The organism is Sphingobium wenxiniae (assembly GCF_007830065.1).
Lineage (GTDB): Bacteria > Pseudomonadota > Alphaproteobacteria > Sphingomonadales > Sphingomonadaceae > Sphingobium > Sphingobium wenxiniae.
Genome location: NZ_VLKK01000005.1, coordinates 208,034 through 227,804, shown reverse-complemented (window position 1 = coordinate 227,804; position 19,771 = coordinate 208,034). Strand labels below are relative to the sequence as shown.

At 64.4% G+C, this 19,771-nt stretch carries 18 protein-coding genes and 1 tRNA gene; 13 read left to right on the top strand and 6 right to left on the bottom strand.

The annotated features are described in order from the left end of the window. The first annotated feature begins 135 nt into the window (after positions 1-135). The 6 genes from IQ35_RS09160 to IQ35_RS09135 all read left to right on the top strand — a co-directional run bounded on the left by IQ35_RS09160 (position 136) and on the right by IQ35_RS09135 (position 9,742). Complete coding sequence (locus IQ35_RS09160) at positions 136-1,389, top strand: PAS domain-containing protein (RefSeq protein WP_145072805.1); 1,254 nt, start codon at positions 136-138, stop codon at positions 1,387-1,389. A 256-nt stretch (positions 1,390-1,645) separates the two neighbouring features. Next, complete coding sequence (locus IQ35_RS09155; RefSeq protein ID WP_145072802.1) at positions 1,646-6,307, top strand: NAD-glutamate dehydrogenase; 4,662 nt, start codon at positions 1,646-1,648, stop codon at positions 6,305-6,307. A 135-nt stretch (positions 6,308-6,442) separates the two neighbouring features. Continuing rightward, entirely contained in the window at positions 6,443-7,090 is a 648-nt protein-coding gene (locus IQ35_RS09150) for a PepSY-associated TM helix domain-containing protein (protein WP_021243245.1), read from the top strand. Between the two features lie 17 nt (positions 7,091-7,107). Continuing rightward, on the top strand, positions 7,108-7,641 hold the full coding sequence (locus tag IQ35_RS09145) for a DUF2271 domain-containing protein (RefSeq protein ID WP_021243246.1): 534 nt from the start codon (positions 7,108-7,110) through the stop codon (positions 7,639-7,641). Between the two features lie 11 nt (positions 7,642-7,652). Beyond that, positions 7,653-8,513: a DUF4198 domain-containing protein gene (locus IQ35_RS09140; protein WP_021243247.1), complete on the top strand. Its 861-nt coding sequence runs from the start codon at positions 7,653-7,655 to the stop codon at positions 8,511-8,513. A gap of 368 nt (positions 8,514-8,881) precedes the next feature. After that, positions 8,882-9,742, top strand: coding sequence for an FAD:protein FMN transferase (locus IQ35_RS09135; RefSeq protein WP_145072855.1), 861 nt, complete (start codon positions 8,882-8,884; stop codon positions 9,740-9,742). Positions 9,743-9,799: 57 nt separating this feature from the next. Here IQ35_RS09135 and IQ35_RS09130 read toward each other — a convergent pair whose 3' ends face one another. From IQ35_RS09130 to IQ35_RS09120, 3 genes are all read right to left on the bottom strand, one after another. After that, a complete protein-coding gene (locus IQ35_RS09130; RefSeq protein ID WP_145072799.1) occupies positions 9,800-10,183 on the bottom strand; it encodes a VOC family protein in 384 nt (127 codons plus the stop codon). A gap of 12 nt (positions 10,184-10,195) precedes the next feature. Continuing rightward, positions 10,196-11,305, bottom strand: coding sequence for an S-(hydroxymethyl)glutathione dehydrogenase/class III alcohol dehydrogenase (locus IQ35_RS09125; RefSeq protein ID WP_145072796.1), 1,110 nt, complete (start codon positions 11,303-11,305; stop codon positions 10,196-10,198). Positions 11,306-11,439: 134 nt separating this feature from the next. Beyond that, positions 11,440-12,447: a bile acid:sodium symporter family protein gene (locus IQ35_RS09120; protein ID WP_145072793.1), complete on the bottom strand. Its 1,008-nt coding sequence runs from the start codon at positions 12,445-12,447 to the stop codon at positions 11,440-11,442. Positions 12,448-12,539: 92 nt separating this feature from the next. Between IQ35_RS09120 and IQ35_RS09115 the strand changes: the two genes are divergently transcribed. Next, positions 12,540-13,301: an enoyl-CoA hydratase gene (locus IQ35_RS09115; protein ID WP_145072790.1), complete on the top strand. Its 762-nt coding sequence runs from the start codon at positions 12,540-12,542 to the stop codon at positions 13,299-13,301. A 37-nt stretch (positions 13,302-13,338) separates the two neighbouring features. Here IQ35_RS09115 and IQ35_RS09110 read toward each other — a convergent pair whose 3' ends face one another. After that, positions 13,339-13,650, bottom strand: a complete 312-nt coding sequence (locus IQ35_RS09110) for a hypothetical protein (RefSeq protein WP_021243253.1) — start codon at positions 13,648-13,650, stop codon at positions 13,339-13,341. Between the two features lie 74 nt (positions 13,651-13,724). Then, positions 13,725-14,237: a MarR family winged helix-turn-helix transcriptional regulator gene (locus IQ35_RS09105; protein ID WP_145072787.1), complete on the bottom strand. Its 513-nt coding sequence runs from the start codon at positions 14,235-14,237 to the stop codon at positions 13,725-13,727. A 125-nt stretch (positions 14,238-14,362) separates the two neighbouring features. Between IQ35_RS09105 and IQ35_RS09100 the strand changes: the two genes are divergently transcribed. From IQ35_RS09100 to IQ35_RS09085, 5 genes are all read left to right on the top strand, one after another. Further along, a tRNA-Gln gene (locus IQ35_RS09100) sits at positions 14,363-14,437 on the top strand. Positions 14,438-14,460: 23 nt separating this feature from the next. Further along, positions 14,461-14,796 (top strand): cupin domain-containing protein, encoded by a 336-nt coding sequence (locus IQ35_RS09095; protein ID WP_021243255.1) that lies wholly within the window; start codon positions 14,461-14,463, stop codon positions 14,794-14,796. A gap of 69 nt (positions 14,797-14,865) precedes the next feature. Continuing rightward, a complete protein-coding gene (locus IQ35_RS09090; protein ID WP_242003311.1) occupies positions 14,866-15,807 on the top strand; it encodes an MFS transporter in 942 nt (313 codons plus the stop codon). Then, entirely contained in the window at positions 15,804-16,097 is a 294-nt protein-coding gene (locus IQ35_RS21455; protein ID WP_236614700.1) for an MFS transporter, read from the top strand. The genes IQ35_RS09090 and IQ35_RS21455 overlap by 4 nt, the downstream gene beginning before the upstream one ends. Next, positions 16,094-17,068: a sugar phosphate isomerase/epimerase family protein gene (locus tag IQ35_RS09085; RefSeq protein WP_145072784.1), complete on the top strand. Its 975-nt coding sequence runs from the start codon at positions 16,094-16,096 to the stop codon at positions 17,066-17,068. The genes IQ35_RS21455 and IQ35_RS09085 overlap by 4 nt, the downstream gene beginning before the upstream one ends. A 68-nt stretch (positions 17,069-17,136) precedes the next feature. Here the strand turns inward: IQ35_RS09085 and IQ35_RS09080 are convergent, their stop codons facing one another. Then, complete coding sequence (locus IQ35_RS09080; RefSeq protein ID WP_031290352.1) at positions 17,137-18,036, bottom strand: LysR family transcriptional regulator; 900 nt, start codon at positions 18,034-18,036, stop codon at positions 17,137-17,139. 154 nt (positions 18,037-18,190) lie between these two features. On the opposite strand from IQ35_RS09080, the gene IQ35_RS09075 reads away from it, so the two are divergent. Beyond that, a complete protein-coding gene (locus tag IQ35_RS09075) occupies positions 18,191-19,726 on the top strand; it encodes a class I adenylate-forming enzyme family protein (RefSeq protein ID WP_145072781.1) in 1,536 nt (511 codons plus the stop codon). Positions 19,727-19,771: the final 45 nt, after the last annotated feature.

Genomic DNA, 19,771 nt, shown 5'->3' with positions numbered 1-19,771 from the left:
TCAGGACAAGCGGCCATTTCATTCCATCCCCTCGATTCCGCGCCTTCGCATCGTCGCGGTGTTCTTTACCGGCCATTTACCATCCGATGCCATTGTAAGCCCCAAAGATTTGCTTTGGTTCAAGGATCGATCGGGATGGACACTCTGCGGGGGCATGATATCGATGGCGATCGGGACGATTTCGACTACGCCGACGACGCCGCGATCGAAAGCCCGCCCGCCATCATCACCAATGAACGGCGTATGCAGGTCCGTGCCTATAATTATTGGGCATCGCTGCTGAAAGATCGCGCGCTCCCTTCGATCGAGGATCTTCAGCCCGAACTGCTGGAAGATTTCGGCCCCTACAGCGTGTTGCTGGATTTCAGCGTCGGCATCGACAACCCTGCGGTCATATATATGGGCGCCGCCCTGCGCCAGGAATGCGAGATCGCGGGATCGATCAGCCGCATCGGCAACGTGCCGCCGCGCTCGCTGCTGTCGCGCCTGACCGACCATTATCTCCAGATCATCGCCAATGCCGCGCCGATCGGCTTCGAAGCCGAATTCGTGAACCAGCGCGGTGCAGACCTGCTCTACCGCGGCATATTGATGCCCTTTTCCTCCGATGGCGAAACGATCGACTTCGTGTTCGGAGTCATCAACTGGAAAGAGGCCGCCAGCCGCGCGGAAACCGACGCGCTGGAACGAGAGGTCAGCGAAGCGCTGGGCTTTTCCCTGAACGGGTTCGCGGCCGATCCGCCCGTGCTCGATCTGACGGTTTCGGACATGATCGAAATGCCGGTTCCGGATGCCGGTGCGCCGCTGGCCGATTGGCTGGCCATGGCCCGCGACAGCGCCGAGCAGGCGCGCGCGGGTGAAGCGCGCAGCCACATCGCCCTTTATCGGGCCGTGGGTCTGGCCTATGATTTCGCGCTAGCGGCCGAGCAATCGCCAGAGGATTATGCGGACCTGCTGACCGACGCCGGCATCAAGACGCAAGCGCGCAGCCCGATGACGGCCATCGTCAAGCTTGTCTTCGGGGCTGCCTATGACAAGACGCGCATCACCGAATATGCGACCGCGCTGGACCATGCCCGTGCGCAGGGCATGGGCGCGGGTGCGCTGGCCGCGTATCTGGCCGCCTATGCCGGCGGCCTCAAGGCGCTGGTGCGCGACACCCGCGCGGCGCGCCGGGCCGCAATGCCCGCCAGGCCGGACCGCAGCCGCACCGTGCGCGAAGCGATCAGGATCGCCCCCGCCCTCGCGCCGCAGGCCATCGCTACCGACGAGGATGGACTGGCGGTCGTCGTGGCCCGCAGGGAAATCGACGGCTCGCTCGCCATTGTCGCCGCCCTTCCGGAAGGATCGGCGCTTGGCCGGAAGGTGATGATCGCTGCCATGCATTGACCGGCGCGATGGACATGAGCACCGTCCGGCCCTATATGCCGGGGACAGGTCGAAATGCCTCGGGACAGCAGTCGCGAAGGCCGTGATATTCGGCATAATATTTCACGAATAAGACACTTTATTTCAAATCCTCCTTGAGCCGCGCGGCGCTCGGGGGCATATAGACTTGCGAGCCGGGGAGTCGTCGGATCGAAGTCCGCCCCTCTCCCGTTCCTGGAAAAGAAGCGGGAAAATCCCGCGGGGATGAGGTGAACGCATGACGGCCGCGGCTGAGCCAAAGATCAAGGAAGTCGACCTTTCCATTCGCCAAGCCCTGGAGGATGCGTTGGCACGCGGCGCGCTGCCTGGCGAAAGCGAGGGATTTGATGAAGCCGCGATGGCCAATGCGGCCGCTTTTATGGGCCGCACCGCTAGCCGCCGCGCCCCCGGCGAATCCGCCATCGCCATCGAAACGCTGGGCGAAAGCATGTCCGGCCGGTACATGCGGATCGCCCTTGTCAACGACGACATGCCCTTTCTGGTGGATTCCATCGCCCATACGCTGGCGGCGGTGGACGTCACCATTCATCGCCTGCTCCACCCCATATTGTCGGTCAGCCGCGATGCACGGGGTGCGCTCAAGGCGATCCTGGATGACGAGACATCGGGTGCCCGCCGGGAATCGATGATCTATATCGAAGCCGACCGCGCCGACGCGAAGGTCCGCCGCGCACTGGAGAAGGATCTGCACGACACGCTGGCCGATGTGCGCGCCGCCGTCACCGACTGGCCGCGCATGCGGGAAGCGATGGCGCGCGACGCCGACGCGGTGCCCGATGAGGAAGGCGCGGCGCTGCTCCGCTGGTTCCTGTCCCGCCATTTCACGCAGGTCGGCCATGAAGTCTGCGGCCGCGACGGCGAGGCGCGGGACGGCATCGGCATCTGCGCCCGACGCGACAAGCCGCTGATCGCGCCCGCATCCCGCGACGCTGCCTTCGCCTGGTTCGAGGAAGGCAAGCGCGTCCCCCTCATCATCAAGTCCAACGTCCTCTCGCGCGTGCACCGCCATGTACTGCTCGACCTGATCATCGTGCCCGTGCGCAAGGGCAAGGATGTGGTGGCGCTCTCCATCCATGCCGGCATGTGGACCAGTTCCGCCCTCGCCGCGCCGCCGGACAAGGTGCCGCTGCTGCGCTCGGCGCTGTCGCTGCTGATGGAGAAATTCGGCTTCGATCCGGGGAGCCATGCGGGCAAGGCGCTGGTCCATGCGCTGATCGCCCTGCCCCACGACATCCTCATAGGCTTCGACCGGGAAACACTGGAGCGGCTGGCCTTGACCTTCATGTCGCTCGCCGACCGTCCCCGGCCCAAGCTGGCGCTGGCCACGAGCGCGCTGGCCCGTCATCTCTACGCCTTCGTCTGGCTTCCCCGGGACGAGCTTTCGACCGCCCGCCGCGTCTCCATACAGGACATGCTCTCGCAAGCCGCCAATGGCCAGGTATTGAGCTGGTCCATCGCCCTGGAGGAAGGCGGCCTTGCGCTGCTCCGCATCACTCTCGACCTGCGCGACGGCGGCATGGTGCCCGACGACGCGGCGCTTGACGAACGGCTCCGCAAGATGGTGCGCGGCTGGCTTCCCGCCGTGGAGGAATTTCTTGCAGAGACCGAAGAGCCGGGCCGCGCCGCCGCCCTGGCCCAGCGTTTCGCGCCCGGCTTCCCCATGGCCTATCGCAACGGCGCGGGCGCGGCGGAGGCAGCCGTCGACATTCGGCTGATCCATAGCCTTTCCGGCCCCGGCGACAAGGCGATCCGCATCTACCGCAACCCGGAAGACACAGCAGAGCGGCTGCGCCTCAAACTCTACAGCCATGAGGCGGTGGCTCTTTCCGAAGTCGTCCCCGCTTTCGAGAATTTCGGTTTCCGCGTGATCGACGAGATGACGACCGCTATTGACGGCGGCGCGCTCGGCCATGTGCAGCGTTTCGTGCTGGAATTGCCGCCGGGCGGCAACGCCGAAGCCGTCATCGCCCGCGCCGACGTCGTGACCGAGGCTATCGCGCAGGTGATAGAGGGCGTGGCGGAAGATGACCGCCTCAACGAACTGATCGTGACGGCGGACCTGTCTCCGCGCGCCGTCGTGCTGTTCCGCGCGTTGTTCAGCTATCTGCGCCAGACCGGCATGGCCTATGGCCGCGCGACGGTCGCCGATACGCTGCGCCGCGAAAAGGATGTGGCGCATCAGCTTGTCGAACTGTTCGACGCCCTCCACGACCCGGCGGGCAAGGACAGCGAGGCCCGCGCGGTAAAGGCGCAGGCCGCCATCGACGAGGGCCTCGAAAAGGTCACGGCCATCGACGAGGACCGCGTGCTGCGCCTTCTCCGCGCCGTCATCACCGCAACCTTGCGGACCAATTTCTTCGCCCCTGCCTCTGCCGAGGCGCTCGCCTTCAAGCTCGACAGCGCGCAGGTTCCCGGCCTGCCTGCCCCGTTGCCGTGGCGCGAGATCTGGGTCTACTCCCCCCGCGTCGAGGGCATCCACCTGCGCGCCGGCCCGGTCGCGCGCGGCGGTCTGCGCTGGTCCGACCGGCGCGACGATTTCCGTACCGAAATCCTGGGCCTCATGAAGGCGCAGCGCGTCAAGAACGCCGTCATCGTCCCAACCGGGGCCAAGGGCGGCTTCTACCCCAAGCAGCTTCCCAATCCGCAGGTCGACCGCGACGCCTGGCTGGCCGAGGGCACGGAAAGCTACCGCATCTTCATCCGCGCCTTGCTGTCGGTCACGGACAATATCGTGAAGGGCAAGGTCAGACACCCGGACAAGGTCGTCATCCATGACGGCAACGATCCCTATTTCGTCGTCGCGGCGGACAAGGGCACGGCCACCTTCTCCGACGTCGCCAACGCCATCGCTCTGGAACGCGACTTCTGGCTGGGCGACGCCTTCGCCAGCGGCGGCAGCCATGGCTACGACCACAAGGCGATGGGCATCACCGCACGCGGAGCATGGATCAGCGTGCGCCGCCACTTCGCCGAAATGGGCGTCGACGTGCAGAGCGATCCTGTCACGGTCGTGGGCTGCGGCGACATGTCGGGCGACGTGTTCGGCAACGGCATGTTGCTGTCGAAGGCGATCCGCTTGGTCGCCGCCTTCGACCATCGCCACATCTTCATCGATCCCGATCCCGACCCGGCGGCAAGCTGGACGGAGCGCGACCGCCTGTTCAACCTTCCCCGTTCAAGCTGGGACGATTATGACAAGGCGCTGATCTCGAAAGGCGGCGGCGTTTTCCCGCGCTCGCTCAAGAGCATCCCCCTCACTCCGGAAATGCAGACCGTCCTTGGCGTTGCCGCCACGGAAATGGAGCCGGCCGCGCTCATCTCCGCCATCTTGAAAAGCCCCAACGACCTGCTCTGGTTCGGCGGCATCGGCACTTATGTAAAGGCCGCCGCGCAAAGCCAGGGCGATGTCGGCGACCCCGCCAACGACCGCCTGCGCGTCAACGCGGAGGACCTGCGCGTCAAGGTAGTGGGCGAAGGCGCGAACCTGGGCGTCACGCAGGCGGGCCGCATTGCCTTCTCCCTGCGCGGCGGACGCATCAATACCGACTTCATCGACAATTCCGCCGGCGTCGACTGCTCGGACAATGAGGTCAACATCAAGATCGCCCTCAACAAGGAAATGGCCGAAGGCCGTCTCGCCTTCGATGCGCGCAACGCCCTTCTTGAAAGCATGACCGGCGCGGTGTCCGACATCGTGCTGGAGGACAACAGGCTTCAGGTGCTGGGCCTTTCCATCGCGGAAAGCGGCGGCGCGGCGGACCTTGCCAGCTATGTCCGCCTCATCGAAACCTTCGAGGAAAGGGACAGGCTCGACCGTCAGGTGGAAGGGCTGGCGGCCAACGACCAGCTTCTGCGCCGCAGTCAGGACGGTATGGGCCTCACTCGCCCCGAACTCGCCGTCCTTCTCTCCACCGCCAAACTTGCGCTACAGGAAGCCCTCGAACAAAGCGACCTCGCCACCGATCCCAGCATGGGCGGCGAGTTGATGGCCGCCTTCCCCGCCGCGATGCAGAAGAAGGAGGCGGACGCCATCGCCGCCCACGCCCTGAAAAAGGAAATCATCGCCACCAAGGTCGCGAACCGCATCGTCAATCGCCTCGGCCTCATCCACCCGTTCGAACTGGCGGAGGAAGAAGGCTGCTCGATGAGCGACCTTGCCAGCGCCTTCCTGATCGCGGAACGGCTTTACGGCATCCACACGCTATGGAACGATATCGACGCGGCGGACATGTCGGAAGCCGCCCGCCTCGCCCTGTTCGGTCATATCGCAAGCGGAATGCGCGCGCAGATCGCCGATATCCTGCGCTCCATCCCCGCCGGCACCCTGCCGGGCGAGGGCCAGAAGCTGCTCGCCAAGGGCGTCGGCAAGCTGGCGAGCAAGGTCGACGACCTCCTCACCAGCGAAGCCATCCGCCGCACCGCCGCCGTCACCGATCATCTTCTCTCGCTCGGCGCGCCGGAAGATCTGGTCCACCGCACGGCGGGCCTGTTCAAGCTGGACGGCGCGGTCGGCATCGCCATGCTGGCCGAAAAGCTGGGCGTGGACGAAGTCGCCCTCACTCGCGCCTTCACCCATCTGGGCGAAGCGGTCGGCATCGACTGGGTCCAGTCCGCCGCCGCCCGCATGGAACCGACCGATCCGTGGGAGCGCCTGCTCATCTCCGGCGTCGCCCGCGACATGCAGCAGGTGCGGCTCGACCTCCTCGCCCATGCGAAGGGCAAGGATATCGCCGCCCATGTGGACGACTGGCTCAAGGAAAAGGATTCCCGCATCCGCCAGTTCCGCACCCTGGTCCAACGGGCCAAGGCCGCAGCGGTTCCCAATGTCGCCATGCTCGCCGAAATCGCGGGTCAGGCGCGGGGATTGCTGGGAAGGTAAAATCCTCCCCTGCATGGGGGACGAATAACCCTCTCATACATTTTGTTACAATTTCCCCGCCCCCGCAGGTTTGCAATTGCGAGTCGTTCGCGTTATTCGACCCGTCTCGCGCCACACAGGATTCGCCGCTTCCCAATGCACGCTCCCGCCAGCCTTCAACCCAAAAAGAAGAAGAAAGCGCCCAGGGCTTTCTGGCTGAAGCAGCTTCACACATGGCATTGGATCAGTTCGGCGGTCAGTCTCATCGGCCTGCTGCTGTTCGCCTTCACCGGCATCACGCTCAACCACGCCGCCGATGTGGAAGCCGCCCCGCAAACAGTCGAAAAGGCCGCGACCCTGCCGCGCGCCCTTCTGAAACAGGTCGCGCCCGACGACAAGCCCGATGCCAAGAAACCCCTTCCCGCCGACATCGCCCACTGGGTCGAAAAGGAAGTCGGTCAACGCGGAACGGGCGAAGCGGAATGGTCCGCCGATGAAGTTTATCTTGCCCTGCCCCGCCCCGGCGGCGACGGCTGGGTGTCGATCGACCGGCATAGCGGCGCAGTCACCAGCGAGGCGACCAGCCGGGGCTGGGTCAGCTACCTCAATGACCTGCACAAGGGCCGCAACACCGGCACGGTCTGGAAATGGTTCATCGACATTTTCGCCGTCGCCTGCTTCCTTTTCGCGCTGACCGGCCTGCTGCTACTGCAACTTCACGCGGCCAAGCGGCCCAGCACATGGCCGCTGGTCGCCATCGGCCTTGCCATCCCGGCGATCCTCGCCATCGTCTTCATCCACTGACAGGGAAAAGAACAATCATGCAGATCAGCCACAAACTGCTGCTGACCGGCGGGGCCGCGCTGGGCGCGACTGGCGCTCTCGCCGCGCCCGCGCAGGCGCAGACGCTGAACCTCACCGTCAATATCCCCCGCCTGTCGGTGGCCGAATATCACCGCCCCTATGTCGCCATCTGGGTGGAGAAGGAGGGCGCGGCCCCGCGCACCCTGTCGGTCTGGTACGATTACGACATGAAGAATGGCGAAGGCACCAAATGGCTGCGCGATGTACGCCAATGGTGGCGTGCTTCCGGCCGGACGATGCAGTTCCCGGCCGACGGCATCACCGGCGCCACCCGCGCGCCGGGCGATCAGAAGGTCGCCTTCACCGCCGGAAAGGGTCCGCTGGGCCAGCTTGGTCCCGGCAATTACACGCTGGTCGTGGAGGCCGCGCGCGAAGTCGGCGGTCGTGAAGTCGTCCGCCTGCCCTTCGCCTGGCCGCCTAAGCCGGGCGCGGTGGTGCGGGTCAAAGGTGCAAGTGAATTGGGGGCGGTCAGCCTCAGCTTCGGGAAATGAGGGGAAGTCCAATGAAGGCCAGATTACTGATTGCAGGCGCGCTCGCCGCGCTCACGATGTCGGGTACGGCGCAGGCCCACCGCCAATGGATGCTGCCATCCTCCACCGTGCTTTCGGGCACGGATAACTGGGTAACGGTGGACGCGGCCATATCCAACGACCTCTTCTATTTCGAACATCATCCCATGCGGACCGATTCCATCACAGTGACGCAGCCGGACGGTTCGGCGGGCAAGGTCGAAAATGCGGCAACGGGCAAATATCGCTCCACCTTCGACGTGCATCTGACGCAGCCGGGCACCTATCGCATTGCCAGCGTTTCGGCCGGCCTGATGGGCAGCTACATGCTGAACGGCAAGCGGGAGCGCCTGCCGCGCGGCACCACCAAGGAAACGCTCGCCAAGGCGATCCCCGCCGGGGCGACCGACGTGCAGACCGCTGAAGCCGCCAGCCGGAACGAGATTTTCGTGACGCTCGGCGCGCCGACCGCCAATCTCTTCAAGCCGACCGGCGTTGGCCTGGAAATGGTGCCCGTCACCCATCCCAACGACCTGGTTTCGGGCGAAAGCGCGACCTTCCAGTTCCTGCTGGACGGCAAGCCCGCATCGGGCCTCAAGGTGACGGTGATCCCCGGCGGCATCCGCTACCGGGATGCGCTGGGTCAGATGGACCTTACCACCGGCGCGGATGGCAAGCTCTCCATCACCTGGCCGCAACCGGGCATGTATTGGCTGAACGCCAGCACCGGCGGCGGCGAAGGCGGGCCAGGCGCGGCGCAGGGCGAAGGCGCTCCACAGGCTCCCCAAGAGCCCGCCGGCCCGCCCCAACGCCGCGCCTCCTACGTGTCCACGCTGGAAGTGCTGGCGCCCTGAGCGCCGAGAGGCGATAAACAAACGTCGCGTCCGCCCACCCCCTCCCGCAAGCGGGAGGGGAGCGACGCTTAGCCGCAGCGGGGTGAGCCAGAACAACGGCTGTCTTCCACCCAAATGCGGGCGCCCCTTTAGAAGGGAGATTCCAGCGTTGGCTGACGTCCTATGGATCGCTGGGATGACGGACATCGAATGGCGGGAAACGCCCGAAAACAACCATCCCAGGATCGGGGTTTGCAAGCTGCATAACCGCCTTTAGAAACCCCGAAATGCCGTCCCCCATCCGTATCGCCATTCCGCCCGGACTTACGCCCGACCAGTTCGACGGACGGAGCCGGGCGGGCAAGATCACCGACGTCGGCGGTCCGACCATGGGCACGAGCTGGTCGGCCCGCATCGTCGACGCGCCGCCCGAGTGCGAGGCCGCGATCCAGTCGGTTTTCGCCCGCGTCATCGCTCAGATGAGCAATTGGGAGGCGCACTCCGACATCAGTCGCTTCAACCGCCTGTCCCTTGGCGAATGGATGACGCTCCCCGCTGAGATGATGGCGGTCCTGCGCGCGGGGCTGGCCATGGCGCGCCTCTCGGATGGCGCTTTCGATCCGGCGGTCGGGAATTGGGTCAGCCGCTGGGGCTTCGGCCCCGGAATGGGGACGGCAGGCCCCTCCTCTCCCCCCTGGCAGACTATCGAGGTCGAAGGCCCCCGCGCCCGCCGCCTCGCCGACGTCGCCCTCGACTTCTCCGGCATCGCCAAGGGCTATGCCGTCGATGCCGCCGCGACGGCGCTCGACGCCCAAGGCGCCAAACATTATCTCTTGGAAATCGGCGGGGAACTGACCGGGCGCGGCGTAAAGCCGGACATGCAGCCATGGTGGACCGACACGGAATCTCCACCCGATCTCGCCGTCCCCACGCTCCGCATCGCGCTCTGCGGCCTCTCCGTCGCCACCTCCGGCGACTATCGGCGCTTCCGCATCGAAGACGGCCGCCGCCTCTCCCACAGCATCGACCCGGCGACCGGCGCGCCCATCGCCAATGACGTGGCCGCCGTCACTGTCCTCCACGAAAGCGCCATGCTCGCCGATGCCTGGGCAACGGCGATCACGGTCCTCGGCTCTGATCGCGGCATGACGCTCGCCGCCCGCCACGGCATCGCCGCCCGCCTCATCCTGCGGACAGCCAGCCGGACGCGCGAATATATGACCCCCGCCCTTGCCGCCATGCTGGATTGATGGCGATCCATCGGAACCATGACGGACCGGACGGCCTTGTTTCCCAGGCTGGCCGGCTCAAGCCGTCATGCGGTGCATGGCGCAGAGCTTGTTGCCATAAGGATCGCGCAGATAGGCGAGATACAGATTACCAAACGGGGCCTCGCGCATACCGGGAGGATTTTCGATAGACGTGCCCCCATTGGCGACACCCGCAGCGTGCCAGGCTTCGACCTTTTCAGGGGAATCGCAAGTGAAGCCGATGGTGCCGCCATTGGCATATGACGCTTCCTGACCGTCAATCGGACGGACGATAAGGAAAAGCCCCTTGTCGGAAGGATAGGCGTACCGATCCTCCTTCACCGCCACGCCCGGACCGTAGCCCAGCGAACCCAGAACCGCGTCATAGAATGTCCGGGATTTCTCCAGATCATCGGCGCCTACCGTTATATGGCTGAACATGCCATTCTCTCCTCAATAAACCACGACGGACCGGATGCTTTCCCCCGCGTGCATCAGGTCGAATCCCTTGTTGATCTCTTCCAGGCTGAGCACATGAGTGATCATCGGATCGATCTCGATCTTGCCGTTCATGTACCAATCCACGATTTTCGGCACGTCGGTCCGTCCCTTGGCCCCGCCAAAGGCGCTTCCTTTCCAGACGCGCCCGGTCACGAGCTGGAAGGGACGCGTGGAAATCTCCTTGCCCGCTTCGGCGACGCCGATGATGATGCTTTCGCCCCAGCCGCGATGGCAGGCTTCCAGCGCGGTGCGCATGACGCCGGTATTGCCCGTGCAGTCGAACGTATAGTCCGCGCCGCCGTCGGTCAGTTCGACCAGATGCTGCACGATGTCGCCTCCGACCTTGTTCGGGTTGACGAAATGGGTCATGCCGAAGCGGCGCCCCCATCCTTCCTTACCGTCATTGATGTCCACGCCGACGATCATGTCCGCGCCGACCAGTTTCGCGCCCTGGATGACGTTGAGGCCGATGCCCCCCAATCCAAAGACGATGACGTTGGAGCCGGGCGTCACCTTCGCCGTCTTGACCACCGCGCCCACGCCCGTCGTCACGCCGCAACCGATATAGCAGCTCTTGTCGAAGGGCGCATCCTCCCGGATTTTGGCAACGGCGATTTCCGGCAGCACCGTGAAATTGGAGAAGGTCGAACAGCCCATATAGTGGAAGATCGGCTGCCCCTTATAGGAAAAGCGGCTCGTGCCGTCGGGCATCAACCCCTTGCCCTGCGTGGCGCGGATGGCGGTGCACAGGTTAGTCTTTCCCGACAGGCAGCTTTTGCACTGGCGGCATTCGGGGGTGTAGAGCGGGATGACATGGTCGCCCGGCTTCACCGACGTGACGCCCGCACCGACATCCCGCACGATCCCTGCGCCTTCATGCCCCAGAATGGACGGGAAAATGCCCTCGCTATCGAGTCCGTCGAGCGTGTAGGCGTCCGTGTGGCAGATGCCGGTCGCCATGATTTCCACCAGAACTTCGCCCGCTTTGGGGCCTTCCAGATCGACCTCCACGATTTCGAGAGGCTTTTTCGCCTCGAATGCGACTGCGGCTCTGGTCTTCATGCGCGAACTCCCCGACCGTTATCCAAAGGTTCCATTTAGGGCAAAAGCAAAGGATGGGAACCCGGAACCGCGCATACGGCAATTTGCAAGCCGCAGGTTGCGAAACCTGCCTCCCGGCTCCTTTGGAACGCCGATCACGACGAGGCCTCCGCCGTTTCTGCCGCCCTTTTCCCCATGGCTTGCTCCGCCTCTTCCCCATAATGCCGCGCCAGCAAGGCGCAAGCGATGAGCTGGATCTGATGGAACAGCATCAGCGGCAGGATCAGCGGCCCGACAGCGCCCGCAGGGAACAGCACGCCCGCGATGGGCACGCCGGACGCCAGGCTCTTCTTCGAACCGCAGAATTGCAGCACAATGGCGTCCTGCCGCGAAAAGCCCAATATCCGGCCGAGTCCCCATGTGAAGATCAGCACCGCCAGCAATAGCGCGATGCAGGCGCCCGTCAGCAGCGCCAGTTCCGCGCGCGAAACCTTGTGCCACAATCCCTCGACCACCGCCGCGCTGAAGGCCGAATAGACGATCAGCAGGATCGACGTCCGGTCGATGCGGCCCAGCGCCTGCCGGTGCCGCTCGACGAAGCTTCCGATCCAGGGCCGCATCAAATGCCCAATGACAAACGGCAGCAGCAGTTGCAGCACGATCCCTTCGATCGACTGGAACGAGATCAAGCCCGCCGTTCCCCCGCTCCGCATCAGCAGCGCGACCAGCAGCGGCGTCAGGACTATGCCCAGCAGGTTGGAGAAGGACGCGCTCACCACCGCCGCCGCCACATTGCCGCGCGCAATGGCGGTGAAGGCGATGGACGATTGCACCGTCGAGGGCAGCAACGTCAGGAACAGCAGTCCCGCCCGCATCGTGTCCGGAAGCGCGCCGATCCGCTGCATCGCCAGCCCCAGCAGCGGAAAGGCGGCAAAGGTCGTCCCCAGCGTCGCCAGATGCAGTTTCCATGCCCGCGCGCCGTTCCAGATCGCCTCCCGCGACAGCTTCGCGCCATGAAGGAAAAACAGCAGCACGATGCCGATGTCGGCGGCGATGTTCACCGCCTGCGCGCCCCGGCCATGCGCGGGGAGCAGCGACGCCAGCACAACCATGCCGATCAGCAGCAGTAGGAAGGGGTCCAGGATCAATCTCAGCCGACTCATGCAGCCTATGTGCTGAAAAGACGCGGCAAAGGATAGACGCGGCGGTCATCATCGGCCAACTGTCCATCTTTATCGTCTCAAGGAGCAGGATCGTGAGCGAAGGCATAGTGCTGGTCGAAGATGAAGGCGTCGTCGAAATCCATATCGACCGTCCAGACAAGAAGAATGCGCTGACCGCCGCCATGTATCGCGCCATGACGAGTGCGCTGGCCGACGCCGCGGGCCGGGGCGATGTCGGCGCGGTCCTCATCGCCGGGCGCGGGGACGATTTCTGCGCCGGCAACGACCTCAAGGATTTCATGGAGGGTCCACAGGGCGGCGAGGCGGCTTTCGATTTCATCCGCGCCATCGCATCTTTCGACAAGCCGGTCGTCGCTGCGGTTCAGGGTCTGGCCGTGGGCGTCGGCACCACCATGCTGTTCCATTGCGACCTTGTCTATGCCGCGCCGGACGCCCGCTTCATCATGCCCTTCGTGAATCTGGGGATCGTGCCGGAAGCAGCCTCAAGCCTGCTGGCCCCAGCGACAATGGGATACGCCAAAGCCGCCGCCATGCTTCTGCTGGGCGAGCCCATGGACGTGCAGGCCGCCGATGGATCGGGGCTGGTCAGCGCCGTCGTGGCGAATGACGTCCTGCTCGATCATGCGCGGGAAAAGGCCGCGGCCTTGACGGCGAAACCGCCACTGGCGCTTGCGGCCACCCGCCGTCTGCTGAAAGGGAATCGGGACGACGTTCTCGCGCGGATCGAGGAAGAAGCCGGCCTTTTCACGGAAGCGATGCAATCCGCCGAATCGCGGGAAGCTTTCACAGCTTTTTTTGAAAAGAGGGCGCCGGTCTTCAGCCGTCCATCCTGATCAAGCGTGCCGTCGGCCGCTTGATCGGCGGCGGCCCTCAGTTCTTCAGGTCCGCGCCCGCATTTTCAAGGGATTCTCCGACGTCATGCTTGGCCTTGTCCGCTTCGCGGTCTGCATCGCGGGCGGCGTTCCCGGCGGCCGCGCCGACCTTGTCGGCACCTTTGTCGATAGCCTGTCCCGCCCTGTCGAGGCCGTTATCGATCCGATCGCCGGCGCTTTCCATGGAACCGCTGATGTCGTTGCCGACTGCGGAACCGGCATTTTCGACGCTATCCCGTGCTTTCTCGGAACAGGCCGACAGGCCGGCGGCGGAAAGAATCGCGGCGGTTGCCAGAAAGGATTTTCTCATGGTTGCTCCTCGTTTCAGCCAATAGGCCGGGAATAAGCGCGCCAAGGGGCATAAGGTTGCGTCATCCCAACGGTTCAGCGGCTTCGCAGACCCAGAACCATGGATTTATCCTGATCGGGGATAAGACCTTCCAGCACGCGCCAGAAGCCGGTGACCGACCCCTGCCCCGCCTGCGCATAGGCAGCCGCCATTTTTTCCCGCAGGGCGCGGAACAGTTCCGCTTCCAATGCCGCGCCCGCCGGGCTGAGGCGCAGCAGCTTTTGCCGCCGGTCGTGCGCGCCCTGGCGCGCTTCCACATAGCCATGTTCGATCAGGTCGTTGAGAACGCGTCCAAGGGACTGTTTGGTAATCGCCAGAAGCCGAAGCAGATCCTTGACGGTCAGGTCGGGCTGGCGGGAGATAAAATACAGCGCCCGATGATGCGCGTGCCCCAATCCCTGCGCTCCCAAGCCTTCATCGATGGACCGGGTCAGGGCGGAATAACCGAAATACAGCATTTCGATGCCGCGCCGTATTTCGTCCTCGCGCAGGAAAAGCGGAGATGCGGGGGAAATCTGCGATGCGGTCAAGCTACTGTTTGCGGGCATGGCCAGCGATTTCCCCAAGCTGGTTTGATCCAGCCATATTGCCTTGCAACGATCGCGATGACTAGGCTTTCCTTTCGCGGATCAGCCGCTATATGCGGTCCGCATCAGCCGGTCCGGCAATCTGATGGGGCGTAGCCAAGCGGTAAGGCAGCGGTTTTTGGTACCGCCATGCGCAGGTTCGAATCCTGCCGCCCCAGCCATCCAACGGAACGGCCCCGCATGAGTGCCGGCCGAGCATTTCACTTTCTCGACCATGGTGCTGCCCGCGGGCTGCGAAGGACCGCTTCACCTGCACGATGATGTCGAAGAGGTGTTCTTCATCCTCAAGGGCAACAAGGTGAAATTGATGTGCGAGAGCGAGGGCGAATATTACGAAACCCACATGAAGGAGCGCGATCTGGTGTCCGTGCCCGCCAGCATCTATCGCGGGCTGGTGAACGAGGGCATCGAGGAAGCGTTGATGATCGTGTGTCTGGGCACCAATGTGCCCGAGACGCCGACCTATCCGCCGTCGCATCCGCTCTCGCAGGTCAAGCGCCCCAAGCCCGGCGCGGAATGACCAAGTGACGCAGGCCCGCTATGTCGAACCGCCGTTGAGGCAGGCGCGCGTCGCGGGGCGCGCGCAGGCGTGGCGGGAGCTTGGGTGGGGTTGGTCGTCGCGCTGTTCTTCCTCTGGGGCGGCATCACCAGCCTCAACGATATCCTGATTCCCAAGCTCAAGGAGCTTTTCCAGCTCAGCTATGCGCAGGCGATGCTGACGCAGTTCGCCTTTTTCACGGCCTATGCAATCATTTCCCTGCCCGCCGGAGCGCTCGTCGCGCGGCTCGGTTATGGGCGCGGCATCGTGCTGGGGCTGGGGACGATGGCGACAGGATGCCTGCTCTTCATTCCCGCCGCCGCCAGCGCGACTTTCGGCATGTTCCTGGCCGCGCTCTTCGTATTGGCGGGCGGTGTCACTGTATTGCAGGTTGCCGCAAATCCGCTGATCGCCAATCTGGGATCGCCGCAAAGCGCGCATAGCCGCCTGACCTTCGCGCAGGCGATCAATTCGCTGGGAACGACGGCCGCCCCCCTGATCGGAGCGCATGTCATATTGGGATCGATCGCCGGCACCGATCCCGCGACCTTGTCAGGAGAAGCCTTGCGCCTGTTTCAGGCGCGCGAAGCCGCCGTCATCGGCCACAGCTATCTTGCCCTCGCCATCGTGCTGGCCGTCATCGCCATGATATTCTGGCTATGGCGCAACCGACTGGGCAAAGGGGCCGGCGCGACGCCGATATCGGCAGGTTTCGGGCTGCTTCGCCAGCGGCGATTGGGTCTGGGTGTGGCGGCGATCTTCCTCTATGTCGGGGCCGAGGTCACGATCGGCAGCCTGCTTGTCAATTATCTGATGCAATCCTCCACGCTGGGTCTCGATCAACAATCGGCCGGCGAGCATATCGCCTTCTATTGGGGCGGTGCGATGCTGGGGCGCTTTGTCGGCGGCTCGGTATTGCGGATCCTCGCACCCGGAAAGGCCCTCGCCGCGCGGCCGTCGGGGCACTGTTCCTGGTATCGTTGTCCGCCGTGACAACCGGACAGATCGCGGGCTGGGCGCTGATTGCCGTGGGATTGGCCAATGCCATCATGTTCCCGACCATCTTCAGTCTGGCGATCGAGGGTCTGGGCGGCGATACTCCGCGCGGTTCGGGCCTTTTGTGCATGGCGATCGTCGGCGGCGCAATCGTTCCCCTGTTGGCGGGGGCGACCGCGGATCGTAGTTCGCTCGCGACCGCTCTTGTCATCCCCGCGGCCTGTTATGCGTTCATCGCCCTGTTCGGCGCTTCGGCATCGCGCCCGGTAAAGGCGGATGCATCGTGACGCCGCGCTTGCACAGGTTGACGACCGCCGTGCTGCTGGGGCTTGGAACGCCGGTTGCCGCGTCTGCGGCTGCGCCGGGCGAGCGAGGCTGCACACCCATCCCGTCCGCCAGGATCGGCTTTCAGCTGGCGACGGTGATGAGTGGTTTCATGCCGCCTGGCGCGACGCCGCTCCCCTCCCCCGATCCGGCCCGGATGCGGGCGGGCACGGCCAATCCGCCGATGCCCCGCCTTGCGCCCGATCCGGCGATGTTCCGCCGTTACCTCAAGGATCTTCGCGCGGTCGGTTTCCGCAATATGGAGCGGTTCGGCGGCACGCTCCTGCTGCCGGACGTTCCCTATCGCGCGATCCTGAAAGACGCCGGCATCCGTTCGGTCAGCAGCCATGGATCGCTTGAAGAACCCGAATGGAGCGCGGAACTGGATCGCGCGCAGGCGCTGGGCCAGAATTATGTCGGATCATGGGGCTTTGGCCCGATCGGCCTCGACAGCTATGAGCATGTCCTGGCGACGGCGGCCAATCTCGAACGGCTGGGCCGCGCGGCCGCCGCGCGAGGATTGCGCCTCATGGTCATGGACCATGAGGCGGCGCTGCGCTTTCATTATCCCTATGATCGAAACGGCGATGGACGGACGGAAATGGTTTCCGCCTGGGAGATTGTCGCGGCGCGCACCGATCCGCGCTTCGTCCATTTCGAACTCGACATTCATTGGGCATTGAAGGCGCTGGGCAGCGAGGATGCGCTGGTGGCGTTCCTCAACCGCCATTGGGGCCGGATCGATCTGCTGCATGTAAAGGACATGGCGCCGGACGGGTCGGTGACCGATCTGGGCAAAGGCATCAATGACTGGCCGCGCATCTTCGCGGCCGCTGGCAATCAGGTGCGCTATTATATCTGGGAGTATGAAAGGCCGTCCGATCCGCTTCTTTCGGCCGCGACAGCCTATCGCTATCTTCGCTGCGAAAAGTGATTTCCCCGCCTGCGGGCGGGCGGACGATTCCCGAGTCGTCGGGTGATCCCACCCGACTTGAAAATGCGCTAGAGGGGAGCAATTCGATCTCGATTGGCGCTGATGATCTCATCCAGAAAACGCAGCACGGCAGATATACGAGGCAGGTTGCGCTGATCGGAATGCATGACCAGCCAGTAACTACGGTATACCGCGATCTGATCCTCCAGAATGGGCACAAGCTGCGCATCTGGAGAAACTGCGAAACCATGCAGCAAGCCAATCCCCATGCCGGCAGCGACAGCATTGTGCTGGGCGACCACGGAGCTTGAGCGGAAGACCACATTCGCGCCCGGCACAACCTGTTCAAGGGCACGCAACTGGGGTATTCCCACAAGCTCGTCAATGTAGCTGACAAAGGCATGGCCCGCCAGGTCGGACATCCGCTTTACATGCCCCGCCCTCTCCAGATAACCGGCCGAAGCATAGAGACCAAGCCGGTAGTCCGCGAGCTTCCGGGTATGCAGACGCCCCCGCGGCGGACGGGCGAGCATAACGCCGATATCCGCCTCTCTCCGGGAAAGGCTGACCGCGCGCCCTTCGGGCACCAGTTCAAGGCAAAGCCCGGGATAACGGGCGTGAAGCAGGTGGACGCCGGGCGCAACCAGGAATGACCCGAACGCCTCCGGCGTCGCCAGCCGCACTGTTCCCGTTGGTCCTTCATCCACGCCGCCCAGCTTCAGGTCGGCAGCCTTCGCCTCGGCCTCGATCCGTTCGGCATGGGCGAACAGTTCCATACCGGCCCCGGTCAAGCGAACGCCGGTAGGAAGCCGGTCCGCCAACCGCGCGCCCATCGCTTCCTCCAGACCCGCCAGCCGGCGGACCACGGTACTATGATCGACGCGAAGGCCACGCGCCGCCGCAGCAATCCCGCCCGCTCGTCCAACGGCGAGGAAAAGGCGCAGGTCATCCCAGTTCGTTATCGGCATATTTGCATAGCCCCAGTGCATAGAGGACTGTAGTATCAACACCCATACACATATACCCTGCCAAGGATAAAGGGCGCGGAGACGGCCTTAGCGGCGGGCGAACTCCATCGCAGAGTCAGATAGGACCGGACATGATCCGGCAGGAGGATGAAGCATGTCTGCTGCAAACAGGTTGAGCAGCGTACTTGCCGCGGCGCGGAATGCCGCGCCGGACGGCCCGGCCCTGATTTTTAATGGCGAACATTACAGCTGGCGCTGGATGGCCGATCGCGGCCGCGCCTTGACCGAGGCGTTGAGCGCTGCGGGTGTTCCCGATGATGCGCCCATCGGACTGATTCCTCGCAACCGCCCCCTGTTCGTCGCTACCTTGCTGGAACTGCTGATCACCGGCCGGTCGATCGTCATGATCTATGCCTTCCAGTCCGGTGAGGCGATTGCGCGCGATATCGAGGCGCTGCGCCTGTCTGCCGTGATTGCCGATCGGCAGGACTGGACAGAAGAAGCGCTTGCCGCCGCCCGTTCAGTTGGCACGGCCGCCATCCGCCTCGACCCCAGCGCGCCGGCGGATGCAGGGATCACACGGATAGCGGGTGCACAGCGATGCGGACCCGGTCCTCATCGCGGCCCCTTCCCCGTCGCGGGCATCGAAATGCTGACCAGCGGCACCACGGGCACGCCCAAGCGCCTCGCCATGGACTTCGACCTCATCTTCCGCGCGATGGTGGGGGAGAGCATCGTTCTGGAGAAGCCCGACCCTGGCCAGGCCGTGACGCCCGGCCTGATGATCTATCCGTTCGGCAATATTTCCGGCCTCTACACTTTCCTCCCGCTGGCCGCGGCTGGCCTACCGACTCTGCTGCTCGAAAAGTTCGATGTCGATGGCTGGCTCGCTTATGTGAAACAATATCGGCCCGCCCGCGCAGGTCTGCCGCCCGCCGGTATCCAGATGGTGCTGGACGCCGATATCCCGCCAGAAGATCTTTCCAGTATCGAAGCGCTGCATTCCGGCGCGGCCCGTCTTGACCCTCATGTCCAGGCGCAATTCGAGCAACGCTATGGCATCCCCGTGCTGCTGGCTTATGGCGCGACGGAATTCGGCGGTCCCGTGTCCAACATGACGCTGGAGGATGTCCGCGCTTTCGGCCCCGCGAAATTCGGAAGCGTGGGGCGCGCATGGGCCGGTGCGCGGCTGCGCGTTCTCGATCCTGAAACGCTGGAAGAATTGCCGCCTGGCGCCGAAGGATTGCTGGAGGTCAGCACGCCGAGGATGGGTGATCACTGGATTCGTACCACCGACCTGGCAATGATCGATGAGGACGGATTCCTATTCCATCGCGGCCGGGCCGATGGCGCCATCAGCCGAGGCGGATTCAAGATTCTCCCCGAAGTGGTCGCATCCGCGTTGCAGACGCATCCCAGCGTCGCGGCCGCGGCAGTCGTGGGCATGGCCGACCGTCGACTGGGCCAGGTGCCCGTCGCCGCGATCGAACTGCGTCCCGGTGCTCCGATCCCTTCCACCGCGGAGTTAAGCGCGCACGCACGCCGGACTCTCTACATCACCCATGTCCCCACCCGCTTCGTGATCGTCGACGCGCTTCCGCGTACCCCCTCCCTCAAGATCAGCATACCGGGCGTCGCCGCTCTATTTGAACAGCAGGAAGAGACGCCCGTCCGCGAAACCGGCCAATGAGCCGTCCTTGGCCAGCATCAGTATACAAGGAAAGCAAGGCAATCT